This window comes from Bradyrhizobium sp. RDI18, assembly GCF_043203335.1.
Classification (GTDB): Bacteria; Pseudomonadota; Alphaproteobacteria; order Rhizobiales; family Xanthobacteraceae; genus Bradyrhizobium; species Bradyrhizobium retamae.
In genome coordinates this window covers 2,940,456-2,965,579 of record NZ_JBICRN010000008.1, presented here as the reverse complement: position 1 = coordinate 2,965,579, position 25,124 = coordinate 2,940,456, and the positions used below count along the sequence as shown (strand labels likewise).

Annotated in this window: 24 protein-coding genes and 1 pseudogene; 8 read left to right on the top strand and 17 right to left on the bottom strand. The window is 63.8% G+C overall.

The window, feature by feature from the left end; all coding sequences use genetic code 11:
• Positions 1-15: 15 nt before the first annotated feature.
• The 5 genes from ACFXS9_RS23475 to ACFXS9_RS23455 form a co-directional block, all read right to left on the bottom strand.
• Positions 16-1,191 (bottom strand): LysM peptidoglycan-binding domain-containing protein, encoded by a 1,176-nt coding sequence (locus ACFXS9_RS23475; protein WP_392692453.1) that lies wholly within the window; start codon positions 1,189-1,191, stop codon positions 16-18.
• A gap of 146 nt (positions 1,192-1,337) precedes the next feature.
• On the bottom strand, positions 1,338-1,682 hold the full coding sequence (locus ACFXS9_RS23470) for a hypothetical protein (RefSeq protein ID WP_392692451.1): 345 nt from the start codon (positions 1,680-1,682) through the stop codon (positions 1,338-1,340).
• On the bottom strand, positions 1,672-2,772 hold the full coding sequence (locus ACFXS9_RS23465; protein ID WP_392692448.1) for a hypothetical protein: 1,101 nt from the start codon (positions 2,770-2,772) through the stop codon (positions 1,672-1,674). Before ACFXS9_RS23465 ends, ACFXS9_RS23470 begins: the two co-directional genes overlap by 11 nt.
• The gene (locus ACFXS9_RS23460) at positions 2,765-3,184 is read right to left on the bottom strand and encodes a hypothetical protein (protein ID WP_392692445.1); all 420 of its coding nucleotides are present in this window, start codon (positions 3,182-3,184) and stop codon (positions 2,765-2,767) included. Before ACFXS9_RS23460 ends, ACFXS9_RS23465 begins: the two co-directional genes overlap by 8 nt.
• Positions 3,185-3,518: 334 nt before the next feature.
• Entirely contained in the window at positions 3,519-4,934 is a 1,416-nt protein-coding gene (locus ACFXS9_RS23455; protein ID WP_392692442.1) for a TolC family outer membrane protein, read from the bottom strand.
• Positions 4,935-5,273: 339 nt separating this feature from the next.
• Between ACFXS9_RS23455 and ACFXS9_RS23450 the strand changes: the two genes are divergently transcribed.
• Positions 5,274-7,127, top strand: coding sequence for an acetyl-CoA hydrolase/transferase C-terminal domain-containing protein (locus ACFXS9_RS23450; protein WP_392692439.1), 1,854 nt, complete (start codon positions 5,274-5,276; stop codon positions 7,125-7,127).
• Between the two features lie 144 nt (positions 7,128-7,271).
• Here the strand turns inward: ACFXS9_RS23450 and ACFXS9_RS23445 are convergent, their stop codons facing one another.
• The 3 genes from ACFXS9_RS23445 to ACFXS9_RS23435 form a co-directional block, all read right to left on the bottom strand.
• Complete coding sequence (locus ACFXS9_RS23445; RefSeq protein WP_392692437.1) at positions 7,272-8,051, bottom strand: enoyl-CoA hydratase; 780 nt, start codon at positions 8,049-8,051, stop codon at positions 7,272-7,274.
• Positions 8,052-8,163: 112 nt separating this feature from the next.
• The gene (locus ACFXS9_RS23440) at positions 8,164-8,442 is read right to left on the bottom strand and encodes a hypothetical protein (RefSeq protein ID WP_392692434.1); all 279 of its coding nucleotides are present in this window, start codon (positions 8,440-8,442) and stop codon (positions 8,164-8,166) included.
• Entirely contained in the window at positions 8,426-8,842 is a 417-nt protein-coding gene (locus tag ACFXS9_RS23435; protein ID WP_392692432.1) for a hypothetical protein, read from the bottom strand. Before ACFXS9_RS23435 ends, ACFXS9_RS23440 begins: the two co-directional genes overlap by 17 nt.
• A gap of 349 nt (positions 8,843-9,191) precedes the next feature.
• On the opposite strand from ACFXS9_RS23435, the gene ACFXS9_RS23430 reads away from it, so the two are divergent.
• Together ACFXS9_RS23430 and ACFXS9_RS23425 are read left to right on the top strand one after the other, a co-directional pair.
• Entirely contained in the window at positions 9,192-9,737 is a 546-nt protein-coding gene (locus ACFXS9_RS23430) for a sigma-70 family RNA polymerase sigma factor (RefSeq protein ID WP_392692429.1), read from the top strand.
• 2 nt (positions 9,738-9,739) lie between these two features.
• On the top strand, positions 9,740-10,378 hold the full coding sequence (locus ACFXS9_RS23425) for an NrsF family protein (RefSeq protein ID WP_392692426.1): 639 nt from the start codon (positions 9,740-9,742) through the stop codon (positions 10,376-10,378).
• A 14-nt stretch (positions 10,379-10,392) separates the two neighbouring features.
• Here the strand turns inward: ACFXS9_RS23425 and ACFXS9_RS23420 are convergent, their stop codons facing one another.
• Positions 10,393-11,502: a DUF2336 domain-containing protein gene (locus ACFXS9_RS23420; RefSeq protein ID WP_392692425.1), complete on the bottom strand. Its 1,110-nt coding sequence runs from the start codon at positions 11,500-11,502 to the stop codon at positions 10,393-10,395.
• 60 nt (positions 11,503-11,562) lie between these two features.
• The gene (locus ACFXS9_RS23415; protein ID WP_392692422.1) at positions 11,563-12,711 is read right to left on the bottom strand and encodes a GGDEF domain-containing protein; all 1,149 of its coding nucleotides are present in this window, start codon (positions 12,709-12,711) and stop codon (positions 11,563-11,565) included.
• 416 nt (positions 12,712-13,127) lie between these two features.
• Here ACFXS9_RS23415 and ACFXS9_RS23410 point away from each other — a divergent pair, with 416 nt between their 5' ends.
• The 4 genes and pseudogenes from ACFXS9_RS23410 to ACFXS9_RS23395 all read left to right on the top strand — a co-directional run bounded on the left by ACFXS9_RS23410 (position 13,128) and on the right by ACFXS9_RS23395 (position 17,258).
• Entirely contained in the window at positions 13,128-13,697 is a 570-nt protein-coding gene (locus ACFXS9_RS23410; RefSeq protein WP_392692420.1) for a sigma-70 family RNA polymerase sigma factor, read from the top strand.
• Positions 13,694-14,404, top strand: coding sequence for a hypothetical protein (locus ACFXS9_RS23405; protein ID WP_392692418.1), 711 nt, complete (start codon positions 13,694-13,696; stop codon positions 14,402-14,404). Before ACFXS9_RS23410 ends, ACFXS9_RS23405 begins: the two co-directional genes overlap by 4 nt.
• A gap of 35 nt (positions 14,405-14,439) precedes the next feature.
• Positions 14,440-16,174: pseudogene (locus ACFXS9_RS23400) on the top strand (S8 family serine peptidase).
• Between the two features lie 538 nt (positions 16,175-16,712).
• Positions 16,713-17,258, top strand: a complete 546-nt coding sequence (locus tag ACFXS9_RS23395; RefSeq protein WP_392692415.1) for a TIGR03809 family protein — start codon at positions 16,713-16,715, stop codon at positions 17,256-17,258.
• 18 nt (positions 17,259-17,276) lie between these two features.
• Here the strand turns inward: ACFXS9_RS23395 and ACFXS9_RS23390 are convergent, their stop codons facing one another.
• The 6 genes from ACFXS9_RS23390 to ACFXS9_RS23365 all read right to left on the bottom strand — a co-directional run bounded on the left by ACFXS9_RS23390 (position 17,277) and on the right by ACFXS9_RS23365 (position 23,640).
• Complete coding sequence (locus ACFXS9_RS23390; RefSeq protein ID WP_392692413.1) at positions 17,277-18,647, bottom strand: TIGR03808 family TAT-translocated repetitive protein; 1,371 nt, start codon at positions 18,645-18,647, stop codon at positions 17,277-17,279.
• Between the two features lie 267 nt (positions 18,648-18,914).
• Entirely contained in the window at positions 18,915-19,559 is a 645-nt protein-coding gene (locus ACFXS9_RS23385) for a pyroglutamyl-peptidase I (RefSeq protein WP_392692411.1), read from the bottom strand.
• Positions 19,556-20,548 carry a methylmalonyl Co-A mutase-associated GTPase MeaB gene (meaB, locus tag ACFXS9_RS23380; protein ID WP_392692409.1) on the bottom strand — a complete coding sequence of 331 codons (993 nt, stop codon included), beginning with the start codon at positions 20,546-20,548 and terminating at the stop codon, positions 19,556-19,558. Before meaB ends, ACFXS9_RS23385 begins: the two co-directional genes overlap by 4 nt.
• Before the next feature lie 53 nt (positions 20,549-20,601).
• Positions 20,602-22,113 (bottom strand): tripartite tricarboxylate transporter permease, encoded by a 1,512-nt coding sequence (locus ACFXS9_RS23375; protein WP_392692407.1) that lies wholly within the window; start codon positions 22,111-22,113, stop codon positions 20,602-20,604.
• Positions 22,114-22,116: 3 nt separating this feature from the next.
• Positions 22,117-22,602: a tripartite tricarboxylate transporter TctB family protein gene (locus ACFXS9_RS23370; RefSeq protein ID WP_334418541.1), complete on the bottom strand. Its 486-nt coding sequence runs from the start codon at positions 22,600-22,602 to the stop codon at positions 22,117-22,119.
• Between the two features lie 42 nt (positions 22,603-22,644).
• Positions 22,645-23,640, bottom strand: a complete 996-nt coding sequence (locus tag ACFXS9_RS23365) for a tripartite tricarboxylate transporter substrate binding protein (protein ID WP_392692402.1) — start codon at positions 23,638-23,640, stop codon at positions 22,645-22,647.
• 221 nt (positions 23,641-23,861) lie between these two features.
• Here ACFXS9_RS23365 and ACFXS9_RS23360 point away from each other — a divergent pair, with 221 nt between their 5' ends.
• Complete coding sequence (locus ACFXS9_RS23360) at positions 23,862-24,332, top strand: SRPBCC family protein (protein ID WP_392692399.1); 471 nt, start codon at positions 23,862-23,864, stop codon at positions 24,330-24,332.
• Positions 24,333-24,339: 7 nt separating this feature from the next.
• On the opposite strand, the gene ACFXS9_RS23355 is transcribed toward ACFXS9_RS23360, so the two are convergent.
• Positions 24,340-25,113 carry a PdaC/SigV domain-containing protein gene (locus tag ACFXS9_RS23355; protein ID WP_392692396.1) on the bottom strand — a complete coding sequence of 258 codons (774 nt, stop codon included), beginning with the start codon at positions 25,111-25,113 and terminating at the stop codon, positions 24,340-24,342.
• Positions 25,114-25,124 lie beyond the last annotated feature (11 nt).

The following is a 25,124-nucleotide window of genomic DNA, read 5'->3' as shown; positions in this document are numbered from 1 at the left end:
CCGTTTGAGCACTCCTTAAGGGTTGGCTTCCCGGTTGGGAATGACAAAGGTTTGGCCGGGATAGATCAGGTTAGGATTGCGGATTTGCTCTCGGTTGGCCTTGTAAATCGTGGCGTAGCGTGTGCCCGCGCCGAGGGTGGCCTGGCTGATGCGCCACAGGCTGTCACCGCGCGATACCGTGGTGGTCGTGATCTTCGGCACCACGACGCTGGAGGAGTTCGTGACGTCCGGCAGGGCGCCGGCCGACGCATCCGCCACCTGGGACTTCGGCAGGGCGGCGGAGTCCGGTTTGGAAGGTGAGGTGCGCGGCGGTACCGACGCGGTAGCCACCGGGTCGGGCGCGTTGAACGGCACCTCGGCGCGTCCACGCACCACGCCGGACTTCGAATCCACCTCGTCAAGCCTAACGCGATAATTCCCGGGCCCGATTCCCTCATTGATCGTGACGGCAAAGCGTCCGTCCGCCGCCGCCGTTACCGACGCAATGAAGCTGTCGTTGAGATAGAGCCTCACCGGAGCGCCTGAGCGCGCGCGGCCGCTCACATGGAATTTGCCGCCGGCCTCGATCTCTACCGCCTCCACAACCACCGCAGCGGTATCCGGCTTCGCCTGAGATGGCTGTGACATCACGACGGTGGGTTTGTTTGGCGTCATCAGGGCCACGACCGGCCGTTCCTTCAGGTTCGGCTCAAGCGCCACCGTCACACTCTGCCTGGATACGGTCTCTCTGCCGTTGGGCTGCTTGGCGCGCAATGTCAGGTCATAAGTGCCTGGCGGAAGCGGGCGCGGGATCATCGCGAATTGTCCGGATTGATCCGCGACGACGCGATCATGCAGTTCGCCATTGCGTAGCAGTTCCACGGTGACGCCGGGCGCCGCGCGTCCCGCGATCACGGCTTCGCCGTTCGGCTCGATGCGGGCGACATCGAACGCCGGCTCGCCGTCGCCGGTCTCGGGCGTGGCGGTCGATCCGGCCAGTGCGGCCGCCACCGCGTTTGCCTCCGCCTGCACGCTTGCGAGTGCCGGCCCCTTAATGCGCCCGTCAGTCGCCGGTTCTGGCGCGACGCTTGCAGCCTTGTCAGCAGTCGGCTCGCGCCCAATGTACTGCATGGCGACGATCGTTCCGATGCCACTCGCCGCAACAAGCCCTATCAGGGGCACGACCAACCGGTTCATTGATGTCTTGATCATGGTCTTCAGCCCGTCGGCCGGAAGGTCGGCCCGCCACCATTATACAGGTATCTCGGCCGAAATGGGTACTCAAGCCGAGAGATAACCCGCAGGCACAGAAGGATTAAGCCGTCTAGGGCAGGCCGCCCAGGCTGGAACTCTGGTCCTCAAAGCTGCGCGGTGAACCGATTCGGCGGCAGGCCGCTGCAGCCGCCCGCCTGTTCGGCGTCGAGCACCAGCAGCGCGCCGGCCGCGTAGAGACGGCCGACGAAATCGGCGTCGTCGGAACGCGCAATGGTGACGTAGTTGTTCGACGCTAGAATGCGGCCGTTGGCCTTGGCGATCGCGGCCAGCGCCTGGGACGGCGGGCCAATGACCGCCATTGACTTGCCGGGGGCTGAGCCGAAGGTCAACGCGGTGACAACGGCAAGCCAGCCGCACACGACGAGGGCGATCGCGCCGGCAATCCGGCCCCAACGCCCATCGCCGCGCTGACGTCCGTCAGTAGTCATAGAAGTGCTCAATGCTTGCGCCCCTGGCCTTGAACTCGCGGTTGATATCGACGAGACGATCGATCCTTGCCTTCAGGCCCGCCCGGCGGAAGCCGGGCTTCGCGTCGAGCTCCAGTGAAAACAGCTCCGTCGTACCCTTGATATCGAGCTTGGCGGCGTCGGGCGCGATCACGGTGATAAGGATGTCGTGATTGCCCGCGATCTCTCCAACCCCATAACCCTGATCCAGCAGCCGCTGCAGGATGTCGGTGAAAGCCTTGTAGCGCGGCGTCTGCACGAGCTGCCATTGTGCGTTGAGCGCGCGGATCGGCTTGATGCGCGGTTCTTTTGCCAGTACCTCCGGCGGCAGCGTCGCGACGGCAAACATGATGTCGCGCGGCTCGTTGTCATTGCTGGCGTCTAGCGCCTTCTGAATCAGCGCGGCGTAACCGATCTTGACGAAGTATTCCGCGCCGAGCGCGAAGTCGCGCTCCCGGCTACGCAAGCCGTTCGGCGTCGGCGCCGAGATTGCCATCAGGCCGTCGAGCTTCTCGCTGAATGGGTATTTGTACCAGGGGACGGTGTAGAGGAACGCGGCATAGTCCTGCAGCACGGCGCGGCCGAATTCATCCTGCGGGGTGCGCTTCTCGCCCCTGATCCATTCGAACACGCGGCCGATGGTATTCTCGTAGAATCCTTTGACGGCATATTCCACGGAATAGCTGATGCCGATCACGTAAATCATCGTCTTCACTTCGGCCAGCGATTCTCCCGTTGCGGGCACGGCGCGGTTGATGGTGCAGAAGCTGCGCCAGAAGCCGAAGATGTGGCCGAGATAGTTGAAATGGCTTTCGCTTGAGCGGTCGAGGAAGCGACCGAAATCCTCGAACGAATAAACGATGTACCATTCAGGGAACGTGAAGAACGTGTTGTTCAGTTTGCGCCGGTAGCCCGGCTCATCGACCGCGGGCAGGATGACGGCCGGCGCAATCGAGGTCGATGTGCTGGCCGCGGGCCGGCACGTGCCCTCGATATAGGCCAGTGGCAAAAGCACCGTCAGCGCAATCAGGATCGCGACGACAGCCAGGATGCGCCGCAGCCACTTAAGCATGAACGGCGGCCCGCGTCCGCGGCGCGAGATAGCCGATCAGGATGGCCACGCCGCCGAGGCTGAGATGCGGCGCGTTGGCGAAAAACCGCGTCGAGAGCGGCAGGTTGAGGACGCCGTTGATCAGGATGCCGAAGTCGAGATAACCGCTGCCGGTGAGCAGGCCGAGCACGCCGTCGGCAAAATAAAACACGCCGAACAATTGAAAAAACAATTCCGAGGCGCGGCGCGAGGTCATCGCCGCAATTGCGGCCCATAGCGCTGACACCAGATGCAGGCCGTCGGCATACCAGGTGCGGCGAAACAGGCCGAAGATCATGTCATTGGCGTCGATGAAGGCCGGGATGTAGCCGGTGAGGATCACGAAGCCGAGCAGGGCGGCGTAGCCCCAGGCGCACAATCTAATGACGTCCATGATGTCTCCGGCCGATTCAATCTCGGGCCAGTCTAGAGTTTTCCAATTGTCTTGAGCAGGGCGTCATTGAACGGCCGGGGTCCTCGATTTGCGGAATGATCTGGCAGGACCGATGGGAGAGGTAGCCACCGCATTTCTCGTACGCGGTCTTGTTTACCCTCCCCTGGAAGGGGAGGGTCGGCTCGCATTGAGCGCAGCGAAACGCGAGACGGGGTGGGGTGATCTCTCCACTCGGGCACTGTTGAATGTGGAGAGACCGTCACCCCACCCCGCCGCTCATTTCATGAGCGTCGACCCTCCCCCTCCAGGGGAGGGTAAGCTACGGGGAATACAACTACTGCCCGGATGGCGTCCGCAGGCCATGCCAGGCGTCGCGCACCTGGTGGTAGTGCACTTCGGGCAGGTAGTCCGGCGTGTTGAGGCCGAGATTCTTGACGTCGAGCCGGCCGATTGCGCTGAGCAGCGTATAGGAGGCGATGACGCGGTCGCGCTGCGCGCCGATCAGCCGCGCCTTTGCCAAGATCAGATCCTGCTGCGCGTTCAGCACATCGACCGTGGTTCGCTGGCCGCCCGCCGCCTCTCGCTGCACGCCCTGCAGCGCGACGGTGGCAGCGCGCACTTCAGCTTCGGATGCCGTGACCGCAATCTTGGCGCCTTCATTGGCGACCCAGGCGCCGACCGCGGCGGTGCGGGCCTGATTGCGGACCTGGTCCAGCACCTGCCGGCTTTGGGTTGCAATTTCCTTGGCTTGTCGCGTCTGTGAGGCGGCCATGCCGCCATCATAGATCGGCTGCGTGAGCTGGCCGGTCACGGAAGCCTGGTCGGTCCCGAGGGTGCCGAGCGTGGGGTCCGACTGCTTGCTGCGGCTGGCGCTGCCTTGCAGCGTGATCGTCGGCATCAGGCTGCCTTCGGCGACGCGGATGGAAGTCGTGGCGACGTCGAAATCGAAGCTGGCCGCCATCACGGCGGGATGCCCGCGGAAGGCCTGCCCGGTGGCGTCATCGCGGCTGCGCGGCAGCAGGCGGTCGACGGTGTCAGCGGGGCGGAGCAGGTTCGGCGCATTGCCGATGACCTGAAGATAAGTCGCTTGGCTGACGGCCAGATTGACCTCAGCGGCATTCAAATCGGCGCGACCCCGGCTCAGACGCGCCTCGGCCTGCGCAGCGTCGGTGGGCGTGACGTCGCCGGCATTCAGACGCTTCTGGGTGATGCCGAGCGTTTCCTGCAGAAACGCCACGTTGGCGCGCTGGGCTTCGACCAGCGATTGGTTGGCGAGAACGTTCGTGTAGACCGTGACCGCATCCAGCAGCACGCCCTGACCGACATTGCGCAGCGCCTCGCGACCCGCCTGCACCTGCAATTCCGCCACGCGTACACTGTTGGCGGTCCTGAAGCCGTTGAACAACGTCTGTGACACTGTCACGCCGATGGTCCAGGGCTTCAGGTTCGCCGACTGGACGGTGTTGTCGGGCAGCAGGTTGCGCACCGCCTGAAAGCCGGCGGAGAGAGTAGCGACGATCTGCGGCCGATAACCCGAAAGCGCTTGCGGCACGTTCTCGTCGGTGGCGCGCTGGCGGGCGCGTTCGGCATTGAGCGCGGGATTGGTCTGGTAGGCCTTGGCCAGCGCCTCGGGGAGGCTTTCACCATGCGCGGCTGGCGCGGCAAGCGCGAAGCAAGCCACAGCAAGGCAAATGCCCGATCGAAGCAACCGTCTTTCAACGTAGCCAACCCTTGCGGCGCGCCTGGTCATTTGATTCCGTAGTCAACACAAGAACGTGATAACCCTGCTTCGAGTCATCCCGTTCTATCTTCTTGTTTGAGCATGATCCGGAATGCCGGTTACCCGTCATTTTCGAATCATGCACTGTCCGTCCGCCCCCGCCGACATCCTCGGTTCGTCTACCTGTTTAGGGGGCGCCATGGCCACAGGCAAACTGCCGCGCGACATCAGTACATTAATTCGGTGAAAGTCCGTGCTTGGCTGTTGCCGGTTCGTCACAGACGAATCCTGGGTGAAGATAGGCTATAGCTCTCGTGGCTGGCGTCCGATTCCAGGGCGGCTGCCTGCTACGCCCCAGGTTCGCATTCGATGCCAAAGCTGTTTTCCGATCCCGAAGCGATCGCGGAGGATATCATCCGCGATATCGGAACCAATCTCGTGGTTGGATTGCCGCTCGGGCTTGGCAAGGCCAACCACGTCGTCAACGCTCTGTACGCACGCGCACTGGTCGACCGTTCGCTCAAGCTGACGTTTTTTTCGGCACTGACGCTGGAAAAGCCGCGGCCCTCGAGCCTGCTCGAACAACGTTTCATCAGCCCGGTGATCGATCGCCTGTTTGGTGGTTATCCGGACCTCGCCTATGCAAATGCACTGCATGCCGGAGAACTGCCGCCCAACGTCAAGGTGATCGAGTTTTTCTTCCTGGCCGGCAAATGGCTGCACGTGCCGTTCGCGCAGCAGCATTACATCTCCGCGAACTATACCCATGCTGCGTCGTATTTGCTGGCGCGCGGGCTCAATGTCGTCACGCCATTGGTGGCCAAGCGCGTCGTCGATGGCGCGACGCGTTACAGCCTGAGCTGCAACACCGACACAGCGCTTGATCTGCTGCGCGCCCGCGCCGAGGGGCGCGCTTCGTTCAAAGTGTTCGCGCAAGTCAATTCAGAACTGCCGTTCATGCCGGGTGCGGGCGATCTGCCGGGGGAAGAATTTTCCGCCGTGCTCGACAGCCCCGCGACGGAGTTCCCGCTGTTCGCCCCGCCGGCCGAGCCGGTCAACGACACCAAATACGCGATCGGGCTTCACGCTGCGAGTCTCGTACCTGATGGCGGCACGCTGCAGATCGGCATCGGGCAAGTCGGTGATGCGCTGGCGCAGGGGCTGATCGTCCGTCATCGGGACAGTGGGCAGTTCCGCGCCATCATGAAGCGGCTCGCGCCCGGCGTGGAGCCGGTGGAGAGCGCGCCGTTCGCGAAGGGGCTGTATGGGGTCAGCGAAATGCTGATCGAGGCGTTTCTCAACCTGATCGAGGCCGATATTCTCAAGCGCGAGGTCGACGGCGTCGTGCTGCACGGCGCATTTTTCCTCGGGCCGAAATCGTTCTATCGCGCGTTGCGCGAGATGCCGCCCGACCAGCTCGCGCGCATCCAGATGACGCCGGTATCGTTCACCAACGAGCTCTATGGCGACGAGGATGCCAAGCGCCATGCGCGCATCGATGCCCGTTTCGTCAACAACGCGATGATGGCGACGCTGATGGGGGCGGCGGTCTCCGACGGTCTCGACAATGGCCAGGTCGTCAGCGGTGTCGGCGGTCAGTACAATTTCGTCGCGCAGGCGTTCGCCCTTCAAGGCGCACGCTCGGTCCTCACGCTGGAAGCGACGCGGCAGGCGGGCAGGAGGACGCACTCCAACATCCGCTGGAACTACGCTCACGAGACCATCCCGCGGCATCTGCGCGACGTGTTCGTCACCGAATACGGCGTTGCCGATGTCAGGGGCAAATCGGACGCCGAGACCATCGCGGCGATGCTCGCGGTCACGGATTCCCGCTTCCAGGATGAACTGGTGAAGATCGCCAAGGATGCCGGCAAGCTGCCGAAGGAGCATGAAATTCCGCGCCCGCATCGCGAGAATTTTCCGGAGCGGATCGCGGATGCCTTGAAGCCTGCGCGCGAGGACGGACTGCTGCCGCCGTTTCCATTCGGTAGCGATTTTACCGAGGTCGAGCAGCGGCTGATACCGGCCTTGCAGTTGCTGCGAGAAGCGCAGCGGATGCCGCTGCTTTTGCCCGGGTTGCTGTGGCAGGGCATGACCCAGCCGCCGGCTGCCTCGCACCGCGAATGCCTGGCGCGGCTAGGCCTCGATCGCCCGACGACGTTTGCCGAACGTGCCTATCGCGCGCTGGTCAACGCGGCGCTGGCGAGAAGCGGCAAGCGATAATCCGTCGTCCCTGCGAACGCAGGGACCCATAACCACAGGGCGTAGTTGCTTAGAGAGGATGTCTTCCCATCGTCGCTTCAACCCGACGGCTGCGGCGTATGGGTCCCTGCGTTCGCAGGGACGACGTGCAGAGAGAGCTCGGCGTTACCTGTTCTTGTTCACCGGCTTGCGCTTCTCGATGAACGCCGCCATGCCTTCGGCGCGGTCTTCCAGCGCGAAGGTCGAGTGGAACAGGTTGCGCTCGACATTCATGCCCTCCGACAGCGGCGTCTCGAACGCGCGGTTGATGGCTTCCTTGGCCATCGCGGCCGCGGGCCGCGACATCGAGGCGATCTTTTCCGCGGCCGAGAGCGCTTCTTCCATCAATTTGTCGGCCGGCACGACGCGGCTGACGAGGCCGGAACGCTCCGCTTCGGCCGCATCCATCATGCGTCCAGTGAGGCAGAGATCCATCGCCTTGGACTTGCCGATCGCACGCGTCAGCCGCTGGGTGCCGCCGATACCGGGGATGGTGCCGAGCGTGATTTCGGGCTGGCCGAATTTGGCGGTGTCGGCGGCGATGATGATGTCGCACATCATGGCGAGCTCGCAGCCGCCGCCGAGCGCATAGCCGCTGACGGCCGCGATCGTCGGTTTCCGGCAGGTGGCGACGCGATCGCCGCCGATGGCGGTGAAATCGCTGGAGAACATGTCGATGAAGCTTTTCGGCTGCATTTCCTTGATGTCGGCGCCGGCGGCGAACGCCTTTTCGCTGCCGGTGAGCAGGATGCAGCCGATCTTGTCGTCGGCCTCGAGGTCGTCGACCGCGGCGGCGATTTCACGAAACACGCCGAACGACAGCGCGTTGAGCATCTTCGGCCGGTTCAGCGTAATGATGCCGACCGCGCCCTTGCTCTCGACAATGATGTTTTCGAACGTTGACATGATCCACCCCGGGTAGTCCTTTTCGCGGGCAATGTGCCCGCTGCCGGGGTGGGCTTCAAGTGGGCTGGAACGGATCCGGGATGCGCGGATGCCGCGTCCGGTATTCCGATAGCTACGCCATGAACATCCGCGCGGCCGAGGCCACCGTCAGTAGCGCACCGAAGGCGATGAAGATCTTTCCGATCAGCGAGGTCTTGTCCAGGGTGGAACTCTCGTTGCTGACGGCCTGATCGGAGGCTTCCGATGCAGGTTTGGTCGAGGCCATCGCGACCGTCTGCGTGGCGGAGTCCTCGGGCAGGGTCGCCTGCAGCGCACGATCGACATCGTTGAGCTGGTCGGAGGCAACTACGGTAGCATCGGCCGGCGCCTCGGCGTCAGCCGGCTTGTCCACCGCCGATTGCAGGACGGTGTTGGCCTTCTCGAGACATCGCCGCCGACATCCCCTTGGCGCTGTCGGCCGGTGCGTCGGCTGCGGTCATTTGCGCGTTGGCGTTGGCGAGCCATTCGGGCATTCCGGGCGGGGTGCCGCCACTCGCATCGGCGACCTGCTTTTCCTCAGGCTCATTGTTCTCGACGGGTTTCGATGCCGCACGCGTGGATTTGCGATCGGCAGAGCGCTTCTTCAGGTGACGCGAACCCTGCTTGACGGACTTTTCGGGCGTCGCGCTCTCCGATTTCGACACCGCGGCGTCATCCGCGCCGGCGGCCATCGCCGGCGGTGGTCCTGCGAAACCCAACAAAAGCCCTGCCGCAAGCATGAAGGCCGACCCCGCGCTGGCTCGGATCGTCATGTGGAATCTCCCCATTGGCCGCCGCCCAGCGGCGAAATGAGACCGCCCAGGTGTCCACAGCACGGCGGAAAATGGGAATCTTCGGGCAACACCGGGCAAAAGCTGGGCAATGTTAGCCAGCCGACGTGCCGGGGGGCATTTTGCCGACGCGGACTTAGCGAGCTGCGCCGGATGCGAGCCCGCGCAATCGATGTTATGAGCCTGCCATCGCGCAGCCGGTTGTCCCCCGATTCCCCGGATAGGGGAGCCAGCCCAAGCTGCCGACGGGACCTTCGATCACGAGTCCGTGATCGAGTCGTCCTGATGTAACAAATTGAAAGATCGACCGAATTGCAGGGTAGGAGCGCGGGTGCGCGAACGGGATGACGAATGGACCGGCCTGATGCGGTCGGCCATTGCAGGCGACAGCGCGGCGTATCATCGCCTGCTCAAGGCCGTCACGCCGGTGCTCCGGGCTGCGGCGCGCCGCGGTCTGGCGCGGGCAGGGCAACCGGTCGATCAATCCGAGGACATCGTGCAGGACATTTTGCTGGCGGTCCATCTGAAGCGGCATACCTGGGATGTCACCGCCCCATTTGCCCCATGGCTGTTCGCGATCGCCCGCAACAAGCTGATCGATGCGCTGCGCCGCCGCGGCCGGCGCATTTTCGTCGATATTGACGATTTCGCCGAGACGCTGCCGGGCGAAGCGCCGGCCGAAACGGCTTCGCCAAGCGAGGTCGCCGCCCAGCTCGAGACGCTGCCGGCGCGGCAGCGCGAGGTGCTGCAGTCGATCGCGGTCGACAGCGCCTCGATCAAGGATACGGCCGCGAAATTTTCGATGAGCGAGGGCGCGGTGCGGGTGGCGCTGCACCGGGGGCTGGCCAGCTTGACGGCGAAGTTGCGGGAAAGTTGAGCATGGATACCGATCAGCTCATTCGAACGTTGGCGGCCGACAGCGCGCACCGCGGGCGCCCGGTTGGCTTCGCGCTGATGCTGGCGCTCTTGGCCGCGGCGCCGGTTTCGCTGTTGATGTTCTTCACCGAACTCGGCGTCAGGCCCGACGTGATGGCTGCGATGCGCAGTCCGTTCTTCGACCTGAAATTCGCGGTGACGCTGGCGCTCGCGATCTCGGCTATTGCCGTCAGCCTGCATCTGTCGCGACCCGAAGCATCGCTGCGCGGATTTGGTTGGCTGCTGCTGGCGCCGGTGGGAATTTTGACCGCCGGGATCGGCGGCGAAATGATGATGCCGCAACGGTTGCCGATGATGACGCGGCTGGTCGGCAAGAATTCGTGGGTCTGTCTGACGGCGATCCCGCTGCTGTCGTTGCCGATCCTGGCCGGCGCGCTGCTCGGATTGCGTCACGGAGCCCCGTCGAGGCCTGCATTGGCGGGCGCCATCGCCGGACTGTTGTCGGCGGGATTGGCGGCGACGCTCTATGCCTCGCATTGCACGGATGATTCACCGCTGTTCGTCGCGACCTGGTACACGATCGCGACCGCGCTGGTGGCCGCGATCGGCGCGCTCGCCGGAGCGAAGCTGCTGAAATACTGAAGCAGGCTACGAACCTACGCCGGCACGTTCTGCTGCATGCGGTGAAAGCGCAGCACCTGCTGCGCGGTCGAAGGCCGCAACCGCTCATAGGTGTCCTTGCAGGCGGCAAGATCCGTCGGCTCCGCGCCGGACAGTTCGTCGCGCATCCTGATGATGGTCTTGACCGTCGACCATGACAGCCCTGCGACCTTCGCCAAAATCATCACGCCTTCGGCCCGGCTTTCGATCATCATGTTCTCGGCGATTGCTACCGGCACGTTGGCGAGCGCCGCAATCGAGGCGTTGGCCTCGTCGAATTTCCCGGCATCGGCAAACGACGCCACTTCGGATTCGTCGAGCCGGCCGTCCTCGTACAGGGACTTGACCAGCGCGTGCGCAATCTCAGTGTCCTTGGTGATATCAGAAGTCGCGGAGCGCGCGCGCCGCGTTGCCTCCTTGACCACGTTCGGCACCTCGGCCGCCTGCTGGGGATTGGCGGCCTCCAGCCGCTGTCGTACCGTGTCGGAGGCCTTGGCGAGCAGTTTCAGGTAGAGATGCCGCGGCACGGACGGACGCATGCCGATGCAGGCGGTGAGATCGTCGTCGCCTTCGGCGCGGCTGACGAGGCGGGTAAAGCCGCGCTCGGTGAATTCCGCGCCGGGATTGTTGACGGTCGACTGGATTACCTGATCGTTGCCGCGCTGGACCAGCACCTCGGTAACCGCGCCGCTCAGCGTCTTGCGGGTCGAGATCGCCATCAAATGCGCCTGGCTCTTGCTGCGCGCATTCTCGATCAGGGTCTTGTCGTCGAGCCGCATCGATTGCGACAGCACAGGACCCGCCACCTCGATGACGTCGTCGAATGCAAGCGCGCGGATGGTGAGCGGCGGGGCAGTGTCGATCGGGGCGAGACGGTTGGCCAGCAGCATCTTGGCCGAGGTTTCGATGTGGTCGATCAGGCACTGGAAGACGTCGTCGAATAGCCCGACCTGCTCGTCCGAATAATCCACCGCGCCGTTGATGAAGAGATCGGTCACCCGGCGCAGTGTCTCTACCCGGCGAGCGACCGTTCCGTGCGCAAGCGTGGACTGCAGTTCGTCGAGCAGGTTTCCGGGAGAAGGGGAGGTAGCGGTCTTCAAAATCATGACTCTGTCCTGGAGCAAAAACGGCGGGTTTCTTCGCCGCCGGAGCTGAAATATGTCGGATCAGGCGCTGGTAATCCGGTTACGTCCCTGCGCCTTGGCTGCATAAAGCGCGCTATCGGCGCGCGCGAGAAATGTGTCTGATGTTTCGTTCGGGTTCAGCGTTGCAACGCCTGCCGACATCGTCACCTTCATGCCGGGCGAGAATGCGCTCCAGTCGAGATCGGCAATAATGGCGCGCAACCGGTCGAGCGCGTGCATGGCTTGGTCGACGTCCATGTCGGGCAGCACCAGCAGGAATTCCTCGCCGCCATATCGGCCGAACCGGTCGATGCTGCGGATGTTGGCAAACATGGTGATCGAGAATGTCCGCAGCACCTCGTCGCCGGTCGGGTGACCGTAGGCGTCGTTGATGCGCTTGAACCAGTCGAGGTCGATCAGCGCGATCGAGCAGGGCGATCCGCCGCGGCTCGCGCGGGCAATCTCCTCCTCCAGCATCCGCATGATGCTGCGGCGGTTGGACGACCCGGTCAGTTCGTCGAGTTCGGCAAGCTCCTCGATCCGCTTATATGCCGCCTTCAGTTCGAAGCTGCGGTCGTAGAGCATCTTGCGCATGGTGCTGCCGTACAGCCCCACGAAGGCGCATTGTCCGATCGTGAGGACAAAGGAAAGCATGGCCGCGACGCGTTCGGTCTGGGTGGTAATCGGCAGGCCGATCGGAGTGCTGGCAAACAGGAAGATCGGCGCCAGGCCGACGATGGTGAGGGTCCAGGTGATGATCGCCTGCCGGGACGTCATTCGCAGCGCGCCGAATCCAAAGATCAGGAATACGACGCTCAGGAAGGCAAATCCGATCTGTGGCGCGGCCAGCAGAAAACAGAGCTGAAGCGCGACGTGGCCGGCGACCTGGAAGATCGTGAGATAATGGTCCTCGAACCGGTCGTTGAAGTGGGCTTCCGACAACACGACAAAGACCGACACCAATCCGATGCCGGATAGGAAATAGGTCGACGGAATGATGATCGGGACGGTGCCGGCGTAGCAATAGACCAGCAGGACCGAGGTGATGAGCAAATAGCTGACGCCTTGCACGGCCAGCATCTGGCGGCGCTGGCCGGCCCGGCGCTTCAATACTTCCAGCGGCAGGCGGGTGTCGCGCGCGGTCGCATTGTGGGAGCCTTGCTCCTGAAGCAATGATGCCGCGCTGCTCATGTCCCGCCGCTGTTGGTGATGCCGGACGAAACTTTAGGGAATAAAGCCTTTAGGTTTGGTATCTTTTGCGGTCGATCGGCTCCGTTAAAACCCTGCCATTGCACTGATTTCGCAACGGAAATCTGCCGAATTCCGATAGTGCGGAACCTGCCCGTGCGGGGACCCTGGGGCATCACGCGGATGCTGCCCTGCCGGCGAAGCCTTGCTAAGGTTGGGGCTCGCGTTTCAGGAAAGTGTTTCCGTAATATGGTACCAATTCTGGGGTTTAGCTCCTTTCTGGCGGCAAAATGGCCTGGCAATGGCCATCTGTGGGGTAGATCACACATGCAATCCGGGCATTGCCGTAATGTGAAGAATCTCACTCTTCACATCGAACCGCCGGCCACCCCCGTCAGACCAACCTTGCGAGACGGCCATTGAGCGCGACACAGGCGGCTTCAGACGAAATTCTGATCGCTCGGATCGCTCAAGGCGACCGGCTCGCCATGCAGGTGCTTTACGGAAGGCACCATGTCAGGGTGTTCCGTTTCGGGCTTCGGCTCGTAAGGGACGAACGGGTCGCGGAAGACCTCATCAGCGAGGTTTTTCTCGATGTGTGGCGTCAGGCTGGCAAATTCGAAGGCCGATCCGCCGTTACCACCTGGCTCTTGGCGATTACGCGGTTCAAGGCTCTTTCGGCACTTAGGCGCCGCAAGGATGTTGGGCTGGACGAGGAAACCGCGAACGCGATCGAGGATACGTCCGACGATCCGGAAGTGGTGGTGCAGAAGAAGGATACGGGTGAAGCGCTGCGCAAGTGCCTGACGGCACTTTCGGCAGAGCATCGGGAGATCGTCGATCTCATCTACTACCACGAGAAGTCCGTGGAAGAGGTGGCCGAAATCGTCGGTATCCCGGAGAACACCGTCAAGACGCGCCTGTTTTATGCGCGCAAGAAATTGGCCGAGTTGCTCAAAGCAGCAGGCATAGAGCGAGGTTGGCCATGATGGCAGCGAGCAAGAAAATGCTGGATCACGAGCCCAGCGAAATCGAGATGCTGTTGCCCTTCCACGCGGCCGGCACCCTGAGCGTGCGCGATGCACGCCGCGTCGAGGAAGCGCTTGCCGGGGATCCCGAGCTTGCCCGGCAGTATGCCGTCATACGCGAAGAATACGCCGAGACGATCAGCCTCAACGAGAGCCTGGGTGCACCGTCCACGCGCTCCATGCAGAAGCTGTTTGCCGCAATCGACGCGGAGCCTGTGCGTGAGCCCTCGCGCTCGGTGAGCCTGTCCACGCGGGTGTCGGAATTTTTCGCAAGCCTGTCGCCGCGTACGCTCGCCTGGTCGGCGAGCCTTGGCGCCGTGGCGCTCGTGCTGCAGGCCGGCGTGATCGGCGCCGTACTGATGAAAAGCCAGACCGCGTTGTTCGAGACGGCGTCGCTGAGCCTGAACGAGCGGTCATCGGCGCCGATTACGCGCGATCTCGGAGGCAGCCTCGCGCCGCCGCGCGCGCTGGTGCGGTTCGCGCCTGAAGCGCGCATCGCCGACATCACGGCGCTGCTCGACAACTACCAGGCCTCGATCGACGGCGCCAAGGGCGGCATGTTCCGGCTGCAGTTCGGTAACAAGGCGATGAGCAAGGACGAAGTTGCTGGCCTGCTGAGCAGGCTGCAACGCGAGAAAATCGTCAGCCTAGCGGTGGCAACGCCATAAGGCCGCCTGGCGCGGGCCGGGCAAGCTGAGGTCCCATGGTTCATGATGGCGTGAGTTGGTGGACAAGGACCCAGCGTGCGGCATGGGTGTTGTCGGCCGCGCTGTTGCCGCTAATCGCTTTCGGACCCTCGGCGGTGCATGCGCAAAGCATCATGCGCACCCCCGGTCTGAACGTTGGCTCGCGGATGCCCACCATCAGTCCGACGGTAACGCCGCGGATCAGTCCGACTGTCGCGGCGCGGCCGGCCGTGCGCGCCGATACCGTCGCACGGACGCCGCCGTCCCGGATCGGCACCATGAGTTCGACCCTGCGAGTCCGTCCGGTGGCCGGTGTGCGATCGACGCTTCCCCATGCGCGGTTTTCGCCCAACCTCTATCCAGCTTGCGGATATGCGCTTCGCGGTCCCGACGGCGAGTGCTTCGATCGTCCGGTGATGTCGGCCGGCGGCGGCAACGGTACCTCCGCCAAGAAGGGCAAGGGCGGATCGGGCAACAACAACGCACAGGCAGCGGTCAATCTGCGCGCGGTCAAGAACGAACTCGTCGCCGAAATCGACGGCGCGTTATCCACCGCCGAAGCCGACGAACTGGCGCGGCGTCACGGCCTGGAGCGCATCGCGTCGCAGAACTTCCCGCTGCTCGGTGGCACCATCGGTCTGTTCCGCATCGTCAATAACCGGCCGGTGGACACCGTGCGCCGCGAACTCGCGGCCGACGCCAGCGTGCGTTCGGTGCAGCTCAATTTCCGCTACTTCCTGCAGGATCAGAAGAAGGCTTCGACCGCGGGCGATGCCGCGCAGTACGCCGTCGCCCAGCTTCGGCTGCCGCAGGCGCACGCGCTCGTCCGCGGCATGAACGTCACCGTTGCGGTGATCGATTCAGGCGTCGACGCCAAGCATCCCGAACTCGCCAATTCGATTGCCGACAGCTTCGATGCGCTCGGAAGCAAGGAAGGTCCGCATGTCCATGGCACGGGCATTGCCGGCGCGATCGTGGCGCATGCCAAGCTGATGGGTAGCGCACCGGAGGCGAGGTTGATCGCGATCCGCGCGTTCGGCGCAGGATCGAAGGGCGCGGAGAGCACGTCCTATGTAATCCTCCGGGGATTGGACTACGCGGCCGAGCACGGCGCGCAGATCATCAACATGAGCTTTGCCGGTCCGAAGGATCCGCTGATCGAGCGAGGCATCGCCGCGACGGCGGCCCGTGGCATCCTGATGGTGGCTGCGGCCGGAAACGCCGGTGCGAAATCGCCGCCGCTTTATCCGGCCGCCAATCCCAATGTCATCGCGGTGAGTGGCACGGATCTCGCAGGAAAGACTGTTTGCGGCATCGAACCGGGGCAACCACATCGCGGTTGCAGCACCGGGCGCGGACATCTTCCTGCCGGCGCCCGATGAAAAATACCAGATCACGTCGGGCACCTCGTTCTCCGCCGCCTATATCAGCGGCGTCGCGGCGCTGATGATGGAGCGCAATCCTTCGTTGAAGCCGGGCGATGTTCGCGCAATTCTGACCAGGACCGCCCGCGATCTCGGCACTCCCGGCCGCGACGATCAGTTTGGGGCAGGTGGGGCCGATGCCTTTGCTGCCGTCACGGCCGCGGCCGCCGCATCGGCGGTTCCGCTTGCCTCAGTTTCCGGCAAGCCGGCGGCAGAAAAAACGCCAGCGGTTGACCCGTCTAAGGATAACACTTCCGTGAGCCGGGCGCTGAATGATCCCTCGCCGTCGATTGCATCGGAAAAATCGGCCGCAAACGCTGCAAAATAGCCCTGCTACGCAGCGATTGTCCCGCGACCGTCCCCGAACCTAAGGTTAAAAAATCGTCCGGCGTTTTGAACGTCCTGGGAGGGTGTCGCGACTTATCTACGTGGGAGCGGTATTCCCTCCCCATAGGCTGTATTCGGCGCGAGCGCCCATCCACCCCAAGCGCCCATATAGCTTGACCCGTCCGGTTGTCCCCCGGACGGGTCTTTCATTTTCAGCTCAGGTTTTTGGACGAAGCTGCGTTTCGTGCGGCACCGTGACGGCTTGCAACTGCAAGTTTTTCGACTCATCTGCACGATGCGCAATTTCCCCGTGCATCATTCCCAAATGAAATGATCGAGGCGCGCGACCATGCTGCTGTGCGGCTTGACTGCGAATAGAGCGGATTAACCCGTATTTGTGCGGGTTTCTTCGATTGCTGCGTACTCCCGTGGCTTCACGCACTGGACAACGAAAAAGTTTTCCACAGAATATACCCATCACATCAAACTGATTCGTCTCCGGTTGCGTCTGCGTCGGTCTCTCCCTTACAGGCTGATTTATGGCACATCCTGCAGACGTGGCACGTGGCCGCAACATCGTTGCGCGCTGGTGCAGCCTTGCCGAGCAACGGTTGGAATACCTCACTGAACTGTTCGAGACCGGGCGCTGGCGCCGCTATCACACCGAACGCGAATTTCTCGAAAACATCCAGGAAGCCAAGGCCGCCGTCGAAACCTGGCGTGACCTGTTGAGCCGGGAGGCCGCGCTCGACAACACTCAGATCGACATGGCCTGGCTTGGCCGCCGTCGAACGACGCCGCTGCTGCTGACGCCGCTGCCGCGCGACGAGGGCTATCGCCCGCCGGTTGTGCAGCTTCAGCCGGAACTGCAGTCGCCACCGATTGTCGCCGCGCCGCCGCCGATCGCGGCCACGCCGCCGCGCGACGTTCCCGCTGATGTTCTGGTCGCGGTGGAAAGCCAGCTTGTCGCTGCGGAAGAGGCGCCGCCCGTGCCGGATGTACTGGCGCTGGAGGAAATGCCATTCCCGGCGATCGATTTCGACGCGATGAAGGAACGATATCCGGCGTTGCGCAACGCGCTGTAGGCGGGCGAGAAGGGCGAACTACCGCCGCACCGCGTTGCCTCCGACCATGACCTGCGCGTAACGCTGCGCGCCTTCGGCTGACAGATCGGTCGTAATCGTGCGGGCGTGATCGAGCCCGACCACGGCGCCGCGCGGGGTTTCCGAGATCATGTTGTTGTTAACCAGCGCCGTGCCGGCGCCCGGCAACACCGACACGCCGATGCCGACGAAGGCGTTGCGGATCACGTTGCCTGATATCGCGACGTCGCGGAGATATTTGCCCCAGCCGGCGATGATGCCGAACGACGGCGCGTTCTCGATCACATTGCCTGTGACTGTGGAGTCCGCCTCGACATAGATGCCGATCCCGGCGTCGTCGTCGGGCGCGGTGCCGATCGGCCGCTTCGGCAAGAGATTGCGGATGATGTTGCCCTGCACGACGGCAATCCGTCCGCTCTCGTTGAAATTGCACACGGAGACGCCGACGGCGGCGCCATCCACCGTGTTGTTGGCGATCACAGCGCCTTCGAACGCAAATTCCGAATAGAGCGCGACCTCGCGGACATTGCTGACGCTGTTGTCCGTGATGTGAATATTCGACGCCGAATTGCCGCGCACCGCGGAGTAGTCGCAATTCCTGATGCGGTTGCCGCGCACGATCACATTGCCGGCGCGGAAGGCGTTGATGGCGTTGCCATGCTGCCCGGAGCCGCCGGGGCCAGCCTTGATGTCCTCGATGCGGTTGTCGAGGACGAGGGTGCCGTCGTCGCCAATCGCGGTGCGCAGGATTTCGATGCCGTTGTCATTGGTATCGGTGATGGTGTTGCGCGAAACGATCAGGCCGAGCGCGTCGAAGGATACGACGGCGGTGGTCGCGATTTTCGTGAAGATGTTACCGGAAATGTCGCCCGAGACCTGTTCGAGCCAGATGCCGTTGCCGCCGCTGCCTGATATTTCGCAGTCGGCGATCCGGACGTCGCGACCGCCAAGGCAGTGCACCAAGCCGCGGCGCGTCGGCAGCGGAATGCGACCGCCGTCGAAGGTGATGCCCGTCAGACCGACGCTGCTGGCGCCTTCGCTCTGCAGCATCGAGGCGCCGCCGGTGAACACCAGCTTGGTCGCGCCGCGGACGCCGACCAGTTGCGTGCCGTTCGAAAGGCGCAGCATGCCGGTGCGATAGATCCCCGGTGGCAGCGCCAGCGGCACCTGCGCGCGTGCCGCCTCGTCGATCGCGCGCTGCAGTTTCACGGTCTGATCGTCGGGGCTGCCGGGGCGGACGCCATACTGCGTGACGTCGCGGCCGAGCGTGGAGGTGAGGGGCGCTGCGCGCGCAGCGTCAGGCGACATCGCCAGCGCACCGGCTGCACCGGCGGCGGACGCTCCAATGAGATGGCGGCGGTTCATGTCCATGGTGAATGGCCCTAGCGCGATGCAGGTCGTGGCATTCGCGTTTCATAGGTATCGCGAAGGGCGGCTAGGCATGGTGAACACGGAGACGGGAAGTGGCGATTGTTAGGGGTAGGGTTAATGTAGGGTGCGATAATCCATTCTCGTCGTCCCTGCGAACGCAGGGACCCATACGCCGCGGCCCTTGGAAAGGGCACGAGAGCAGACGGCTTTTCTCACGACTGGCAGCGGTGGTTATGGGTCACTGCGTTCGCAGGGACGACGACGGAGTTAAGCAGCTCTCCGCGCCAGCCGCACCATTTCCATGAGCATCGCTTCGCCGGCATCGACCAGCTCTTCCAGCGTGATGCGCGGAGAACCTTTGCGTCTGACCGCGCCGCTGCGCGCCAGCGGCGGGATGTGAATGAAGGCGGCGAGGCGGGGGCCGTTGTCGGCATTGACGGCCTCAACCGCGCGCCAGCTCAGGTAATTGCAGAGATAGCTTCCGGCGTCGCGCGAGGCGCGGGCATCGAGGCCAGTGGTCTTGGCCGCATGCAGTAGTTTGGCCGTGTGCGGGCCGAACCTTTGCGCATCGGCGCCGTCGGCGATCGAACCCTTGCGCGCGCGGGTTTGCGCCGCGTCGGGCCAGAGCATGGTGACGGCATTGCGGGCGCGGGTCTCGATACGCACAAACTTGGTGCGGCCAGCGAGGCCGAACATCAATAGCGCGTGCGGCTGGTGCTTCTTCAATGCCAGCGGCAATTCGCAGTCGACCGCCTGGTAGGTCACGGGAAAGATGTGGCTGGATAGTTCGACGTCCGTGAAGGCCGGACGACGCAGCCGCGTCAGCCGCGCCACCAGCGTTTGCGTCGGGTTGTAGGGCGCGCCGGGGAACGGACCGAAGCCGGTGATGAGAATGCGAAGCTTGTCGCTCACCGCAGCCACTCCGCGATCTGCTCGGCGGCGACCGCTGGCGTGATGCGGCCGTCGGCGACCTCGGCCTCGGTCTTCTTTACCTTGGCGCGGATCGCGGCATCCGAGCGGAGCCGCGCCATCATCCGCTGCTCCAGCATCGACCACATCCATTTCACCTGCTGCTCGCGCCGCCGGCCCGCGAACTCGCCCGAGGCGTTCATGGCGGTGCGGTGATCCAAAATCTTCTGCCACAGCGTGTCCATGCCGATACCGGTCAGCGCCGAATAGGTCACGACGGGTGGATGCCAATGCTCCGAGCGGGGACTGAGAATATGCAACGCGCTGCGATACTCGGACGCCGCCAGATTGGCGCGCTTGACGTTATCACCGTCGGCCTTGTTGATCGCGATCATGTCGGCGAGTTCCACCAGCCCCTTCTTGATGCCCTGCAATTCGTCGCCGGCGCCGGGCAGCATCAGGGCGAGAAAGAAATCGGTCATGTCGCAGACTGCGGTTTCGGACTGGCCGATACCGACGGTCTCGACCAGCACCACGTCGAAGCCGGCCGCCTCGCAGAGCAGCATTGCCTCGCGGGTTTTTGCGGCGACGCCGCCGAGCGTACCAGCCGCGGGCGAGGGCCGGACGAAGGCGGCTTCAGAATTGGCCAACCGCGCCATCCGTGTCTTGTCGCCGAGGATCGAACCGCCAGTGCGCGCCGAGGAGGGGTCAACCGCCAGCACGGCAACCTTGTGGCCGCGCTCGATCAGGAACATGCCAAGCGCATCGATGGTGGTGGATTTGCCGACCCCAGGCGAACCGGTGATACCGACGCGGACCGCCTTGCCGGTGTCCGGCAATAGGTTCTGCACCAGATCACGCGCCGCTGCCTGATGATCGGAACGCCTGCTTTCGATCAGGGTTATCGCGCGCGCCAGCGCCGCGCGTTGGCCAGCGCGGAGTTCTTTGGCGAGTTTCCCGACATCGGGGGAAGGATTCTTCGGCAGGGTCATGGCTTCGTTTACAACGCCCGCGCCATGCAGGCGAGGGGGCCCTGCGCAGTCCTTCAATGCGCCGACGTGGCGGGGACGGGAGCGCGTTTGAGCTTCCGCCATACCCAGACCAGCACCGGCCAGATCAGCGCGCCGATGGCCATGGTGGCGAGGATCGCGGCGATCGGCCGCTCGAAGAACGGCAACACGCTGCCGTCAGACTTGATCAGCGAGGTCACAAAACTCTGCTCGATCATAGTGCCCATGACGATGCCGAGCACCATCGCAGCGACCGGATAGCCGTTTTCTTCCATGACATAGCCGATGACGCCAAAGGTTGCGACGATAACGACGCCGAATATGTTGTTGCCGATGGCGAACGAGCCGACGGCGCAGCACAGCATGATCACCGGCATCACCGTTGAGCGCGGCGCGCGCAGCACGAGGCTTGCGAGCCGGATCATGATGATGCCGAGCGGGATCATGATGATGTTGGCGATGATGAACATGAGGTAGATCGCATACATGCTCGACGCTTTTTCGGTGAACAGCGTCGGGCCGGGATTGAGGCCCTTCATGTAGAGAACGCCGATCGCGATGGCCGCGATGGTGTCGCCGGGAATGCCGAACAGCAGCGAAGGCACCCAGCCTGAGGCGATGCTGGCGTTGTTGCTGGCGCCGGCCTCGACCAGGCCCTCGACGTGGCCGGTTCCGAATTTCTCCGGCTCCTTCGAAAAGCGCTTGGACATGGCGTAGCTGACCCAGGCTGCCATGTCGGCGCCGGCGCCCGGCAGCACGCCGATGATGATGCCGATGATGTTCCCGCGCGTCATCTGCCAGTTGTACTTCTTGGTGAGCTTCCATTGGCCCGCCATGATGCTTCCAAATTTACGCCGCGGGATCGGTGGCGGCTCCGGTGTCAGCATTGCCCGCATGACCTGCGCCACCGCGAATACGCCGACCAGCGCCGGGATCGGTTCGATGCCGCCGAAGAGATTGGTCATCCCAAACGTGAAGCGCGGCACGCCGCCGGGGTTTTCGATACCGATGCAGGCGACGAGCAAACCGATGAACATGCTGGCGATCGCCTTCACCGGGGAAGACCGCGCGACCAGCGTGGCGCACATCAGGCCGAGGAAAGCGAGCCAGAAATATTCGAACGTCGAGAACGACAGCGCGATTTCGGCCAGCGGCGGCGCGAGGATCATCAGCGACAGCGTGCCGGCGATGCCGCCGACGGCGGAGAACCAGACGCCGGCGCCGAGCGCAAGTTCAGCTTCGCCCTTGCGCGTCATTGCATAGGCTTCGTCGGCGTAAGCCGCCGAGGCGGGCGTGCCGGGAATCCGCAGCAGCGCGCCGGGGATGTCACCGGCGAAGATCGCCATCGTGGATGCGGCGACGATGGTGGCGATCGCGGCGATCGGTGACAGATAGAAGGTGACGGGGACCAGCAACGCGGTCGCCATCGTCGCTGATAGCCCGGGCAGCGATCCGATGACGAGGCCATAGACCGATGCCGCGAGCATCGCGACGATGACTTCCCAGGTGGTGATGAGCGCGAAGGCTTGCGTCAGGGTGTTGAGCATCGATCACCAGGGCATCGGCAAAACGCCGGGCGGCAGCGGCACGCGCAGCAATTTTGAGAAAATCAGGTGGATGCCGATCGGCGCCAGCAGCGCGAGCGGCAGTGCAACCTTCCAGCGGGCGCCGAGCGCGGTCGAGGTCACGTAGACGATCATCGCCGCCGTGAGAATGAAGCCGAGCCGGTCGGCGATCGCCACGTAGAACAGCAATAGCGCCGGCGGGAGCAAAGCGCGCAGGCCATAGAGCTTTCCGCTCGGGGGAGTCGGTTGGCCGCCCTCGACCGGAATAAGATGTTCTTCTTCCTCGAAGCTACGGCCGATCCCGAATGCAATCGCGAGCCCGCAAAGCGCCAAGCCCGTTCCGATTACCAGCGGAAAGACGTTGGGCCCGACTGGCTGGCCGGGCACCGGCGGCAACTGCCAGCCGCCATAGGCGGCAGCCGCGCCGAGGCCAACGAGAAACAATCCCGTGACGCGATCGGGTAGACGCATGAACTGGCTCCGCGGATATCGGGCGACGTCAGCCGATCAAGATCAGGCCTTGGAGAGACCGGCGGCCTTCATCGCCACGCCCATCTGGGCGTCGCCTTTCTCCATGAATGCGGCGAATTGGGCCGCATCGCCCCACACCGTTCCAAAGCCGCGATTGCTCATGAAGTCCTTGAACTCCTTGGAGTCGTAGACCTTCTTCAGCGACGCGGTGAGTTTCGTCGCGACGTCGGCTGGCAGGCCCTTGGGGCCGGCAATGCCGCGCCAGGCGCCGGTCGAATAGTCGATGCCCATCGCCTCCTTCAGCGTCGGGACGTCCGGGAATGCGGGATTACGGGCCGTAGCCATGACGGCGAGGCTGCGCGCCTTGCCGGCCTCGATGATCGCGCGGGCTTCCGGCACCGAGCAGGTTGTGAGGTCGAGACCGCCGGCAGCCAGATCCTGCATCGCGGGCGCGGCGCCGTTCGACGGCACCCAGGCCACGTGATTGGGGGCAAGTCCCATCGCCTGCATCCAGCCGACCAGTGCGAGGTGCCAAATGCCGCCCTGGCCAGTGCCGGAGGCCTTGAACTTGCCGGCGGGGGCGGCCTTGATCGCATCCGCCAGTTCCTTCACGGTCTTGTAGGGCGAGGTGGAACTGACCTGGATGCCGGGCGGATCCTCGTTCATCAGCGCCAGCGGCGTGTAGCTCTTGGGCGCCAGTTCGGTGAGCCCCTGCCAGTGCATCATCGAGATTTCCACCGTCAGCATGCCGATGGTGTAGCCGTCGGGCTGTGCGGTCGCGATCGCGGAATGGCCGACCACGCCGGAGCCGCCGGTGCGGTTGACGACGTTGAATGGCTGGCCGAGATCCTTTTCCAACAGTGCCGCGACAATGCGCGCGGTCGCGTCGGTGCCGCCGCCGGCACCCCAGGGCACGATCACGGTCACCGGCCGGGCCGGATAGGCCTGCGCCAAAGCCGGCTTGAAACCAAAGCCTGCGACAGCCGCGGCAGCAGCGGATGAAGCCGCGAAGGCGCGGCGCGTGATCTTTTTGGACATTGATGGTCCTCCCTGCGGCGTCCGTGATGCCGGGCGCTCTTGTGATGAGGCATTCTAGGCGGCTTTGCGTTGGGGTCGCAAGGCGTTGGCGAATGATGGGGATCGCCGCCGGGTGGCATCTCGCCACATCCGGAAATCGGGTGGCGGCGATCGGGCCATCCAAAATAGGTATCCATGTGCGGCCCAGTCATCGAGCCGTGATCGCTTGCGAAGAGAGAGCCATGACAACAGCCTATTACAGCACCGTGCTGGACCATCCCCTGGAAACCGTGTGGGCCCTGATCCGCGATTTCAACAATTATCCAGCCTATATCGAAGGGGTCAGTGAGAGCGTGATCGAGGATGACAAGGGCGGCGACGAAGTCGGCGCGGTCAGGCGCTTCTGCTATCTCGGCAACTGGATCAGGCAGCGACTCGCCGGCCACTCCGATGAGGGGCACTTGCTGACTTATGCCGGCATCGAGCCGCTGCCGTTTCCGCCCGATCTGTTATCGGATGCGCCGGCGCCGACGCGCTATGAGGGAACGATGCATCTGCTTCCGGTCGTCGAGGGCAACCGGACCTTCATCGAATGGTTCGTGCAACTCGACACCGCACCGCAGGATGCCGATCGCTGGCGGACGCTGTTCGAGTCATGGATTCCGGATTGGACGCATTCGCTCAAACGGTCGCTCGGCCGGCTCGCTGCTTGATCCGCCGTCAATGCGGCCGGTCTTCGTCTTCCTTCGGTCCCGCGCCACCGAAAATTCTGGCGCCCTCCGGCGTGAGATATGGCTTCAACGTCTCCCAGGGCACGAAGGCGACATACTCGCCTTCGGCATAGGAGCCGACCGCGTAAGGTGCGTAGTAAAAGTTCAGGCCGGAGCTCTTGCCTTCCTCGGTCGATGGCGCCAGCGCGACGGGGCCGATCTTGAGAAGCTTTGGTTCGATGCCCTCGATGGCGCTGGCGTCCGTGCCGTCCGCGCCGCGTTTCTTTTTCTCGGCCGTGAGAGAGGCAATGACGCCTTGCCGCATCGCTTTCATCGTCGGGCCGTTGTCAGCCGTTTCGGTGAAGAACGGACGGATGCTGATGCGCTTGCCCGCTGACTTGTCCCACAGGATCGTGTCGGACGAGCTGTTGGGGTGCGCGCCGCCAGTATACTCGTAATCGGCCCTGATGATGCTGACGTAGCGGCCATCGACCACCGAGCGCGTCTCGTATTTCCGTTCATACGACCACGCGTTGCGGAACAGGTCCGGATCCTGCTTGCGTTCCTTGTCGGCATCGGCGCGGTTCTTCTGCGCCCACGCTTTTCCCTCCGCCAGGCAGTTCGCCGCCAGCGCCGGATCGGCCTTGATCGTCGCGTCGAGAGTGACGCCGGCCTCGACCCATTTGGTCTTGATGGAAAAGTCCGGCTTGGGCTCGGCTGCGAGGGCACAGAGCGATGCGAGGCATGCAAGCGCGCCCGCAAGGGTCGCTCTGCGGGCCAACATGACAGAGGCAG

Coding starts and splice junctions, on each gene's coding strand:
- ACFXS9_RS23475 (WP_392692453.1), bottom strand. CDS start 1,191: ATGATCAAGACATCAATGAACCGGTTGGTCGTGCCCCTGATAGGGCTT.
- ACFXS9_RS23470 (WP_392692451.1), bottom strand. CDS start 1,682: ATGACTACTGACGGACGTCAGCGCGGCGATGGGCGTTGGGGCCGGATT.
- ACFXS9_RS23465 (WP_392692448.1), bottom strand. CDS start 2,772: ATGCTTAAGTGGCTGCGGCGCATCCTGGCTGTCGTCGCGATCCTGATT.
- ACFXS9_RS23460 (WP_392692445.1), bottom strand. CDS start 3,184: ATGGACGTCATTAGATTGTGCGCCTGGGGCTACGCCGCCCTGCTCGGC.
- ACFXS9_RS23455 (WP_392692442.1), bottom strand. CDS start 4,934: ATGACCAGGCGCGCCGCAAGGGTTGGCTACGTTGAAAGACGGTTGCTT.
- ACFXS9_RS23450 (WP_392692439.1), top strand. CDS start 5,274: ATGCCAAAGCTGTTTTCCGATCCCGAAGCGATCGCGGAGGATATCATC.
- ACFXS9_RS23445 (WP_392692437.1), bottom strand. CDS start 8,051: ATGTCAACGTTCGAAAACATCATTGTCGAGAGCAAGGGCGCGGTCGGC.
- ACFXS9_RS23435 (WP_392692432.1), bottom strand. CDS start 8,842: ATGACGATCCGAGCCAGCGCGGGGTCGGCCTTCATGCTTGCGGCAGGG.
- ACFXS9_RS23425 (WP_392692426.1), top strand. CDS start 9,740: ATGGATACCGATCAGCTCATTCGAACGTTGGCGGCCGACAGCGCGCAC.
- ACFXS9_RS23420 (WP_392692425.1), bottom strand. CDS start 11,502: ATGATTTTGAAGACCGCTACCTCCCCTTCTCCCGGAAACCTGCTCGAC.
- ACFXS9_RS23415 (WP_392692422.1), bottom strand. CDS start 12,711: ATGAGCAGCGCGGCATCATTGCTTCAGGAGCAAGGCTCCCACAATGCG.
- ACFXS9_RS23405 (WP_392692418.1), top strand. CDS start 13,694: ATGATGGCAGCGAGCAAGAAAATGCTGGATCACGAGCCCAGCGAAATC.
- ACFXS9_RS23395 (WP_392692415.1), top strand. CDS start 16,713: ATGGCACATCCTGCAGACGTGGCACGTGGCCGCAACATCGTTGCGCGC.
- ACFXS9_RS23390 (WP_392692413.1), bottom strand. CDS start 18,647: ATGGACATGAACCGCCGCCATCTCATTGGAGCGTCCGCCGCCGGTGCA.
- meaB (WP_392692409.1), bottom strand. CDS start 20,548: ATGACCCTGCCGAAGAATCCTTCCCCCGATGTCGGGAAACTCGCCAAA.
- ACFXS9_RS23375 (WP_392692407.1), bottom strand. CDS start 22,113: ATGCTCAACACCCTGACGCAAGCCTTCGCGCTCATCACCACCTGGGAA.
- ACFXS9_RS23370 (WP_334418541.1), bottom strand. CDS start 22,602: ATGCGTCTACCCGATCGCGTCACGGGATTGTTTCTCGTTGGCCTCGGC.
- ACFXS9_RS23365 (WP_392692402.1), bottom strand. CDS start 23,640: ATGTCCAAAAAGATCACGCGCCGCGCCTTCGCGGCTTCATCCGCTGCT.
- ACFXS9_RS23360 (WP_392692399.1), top strand. CDS start 23,862: ATGACAACAGCCTATTACAGCACCGTGCTGGACCATCCCCTGGAAACC.
- ACFXS9_RS23355 (WP_392692396.1), bottom strand. CDS start 25,113: ATGTTGGCCCGCAGAGCGACCCTTGCGGGCGCGCTTGCATGCCTCGCA.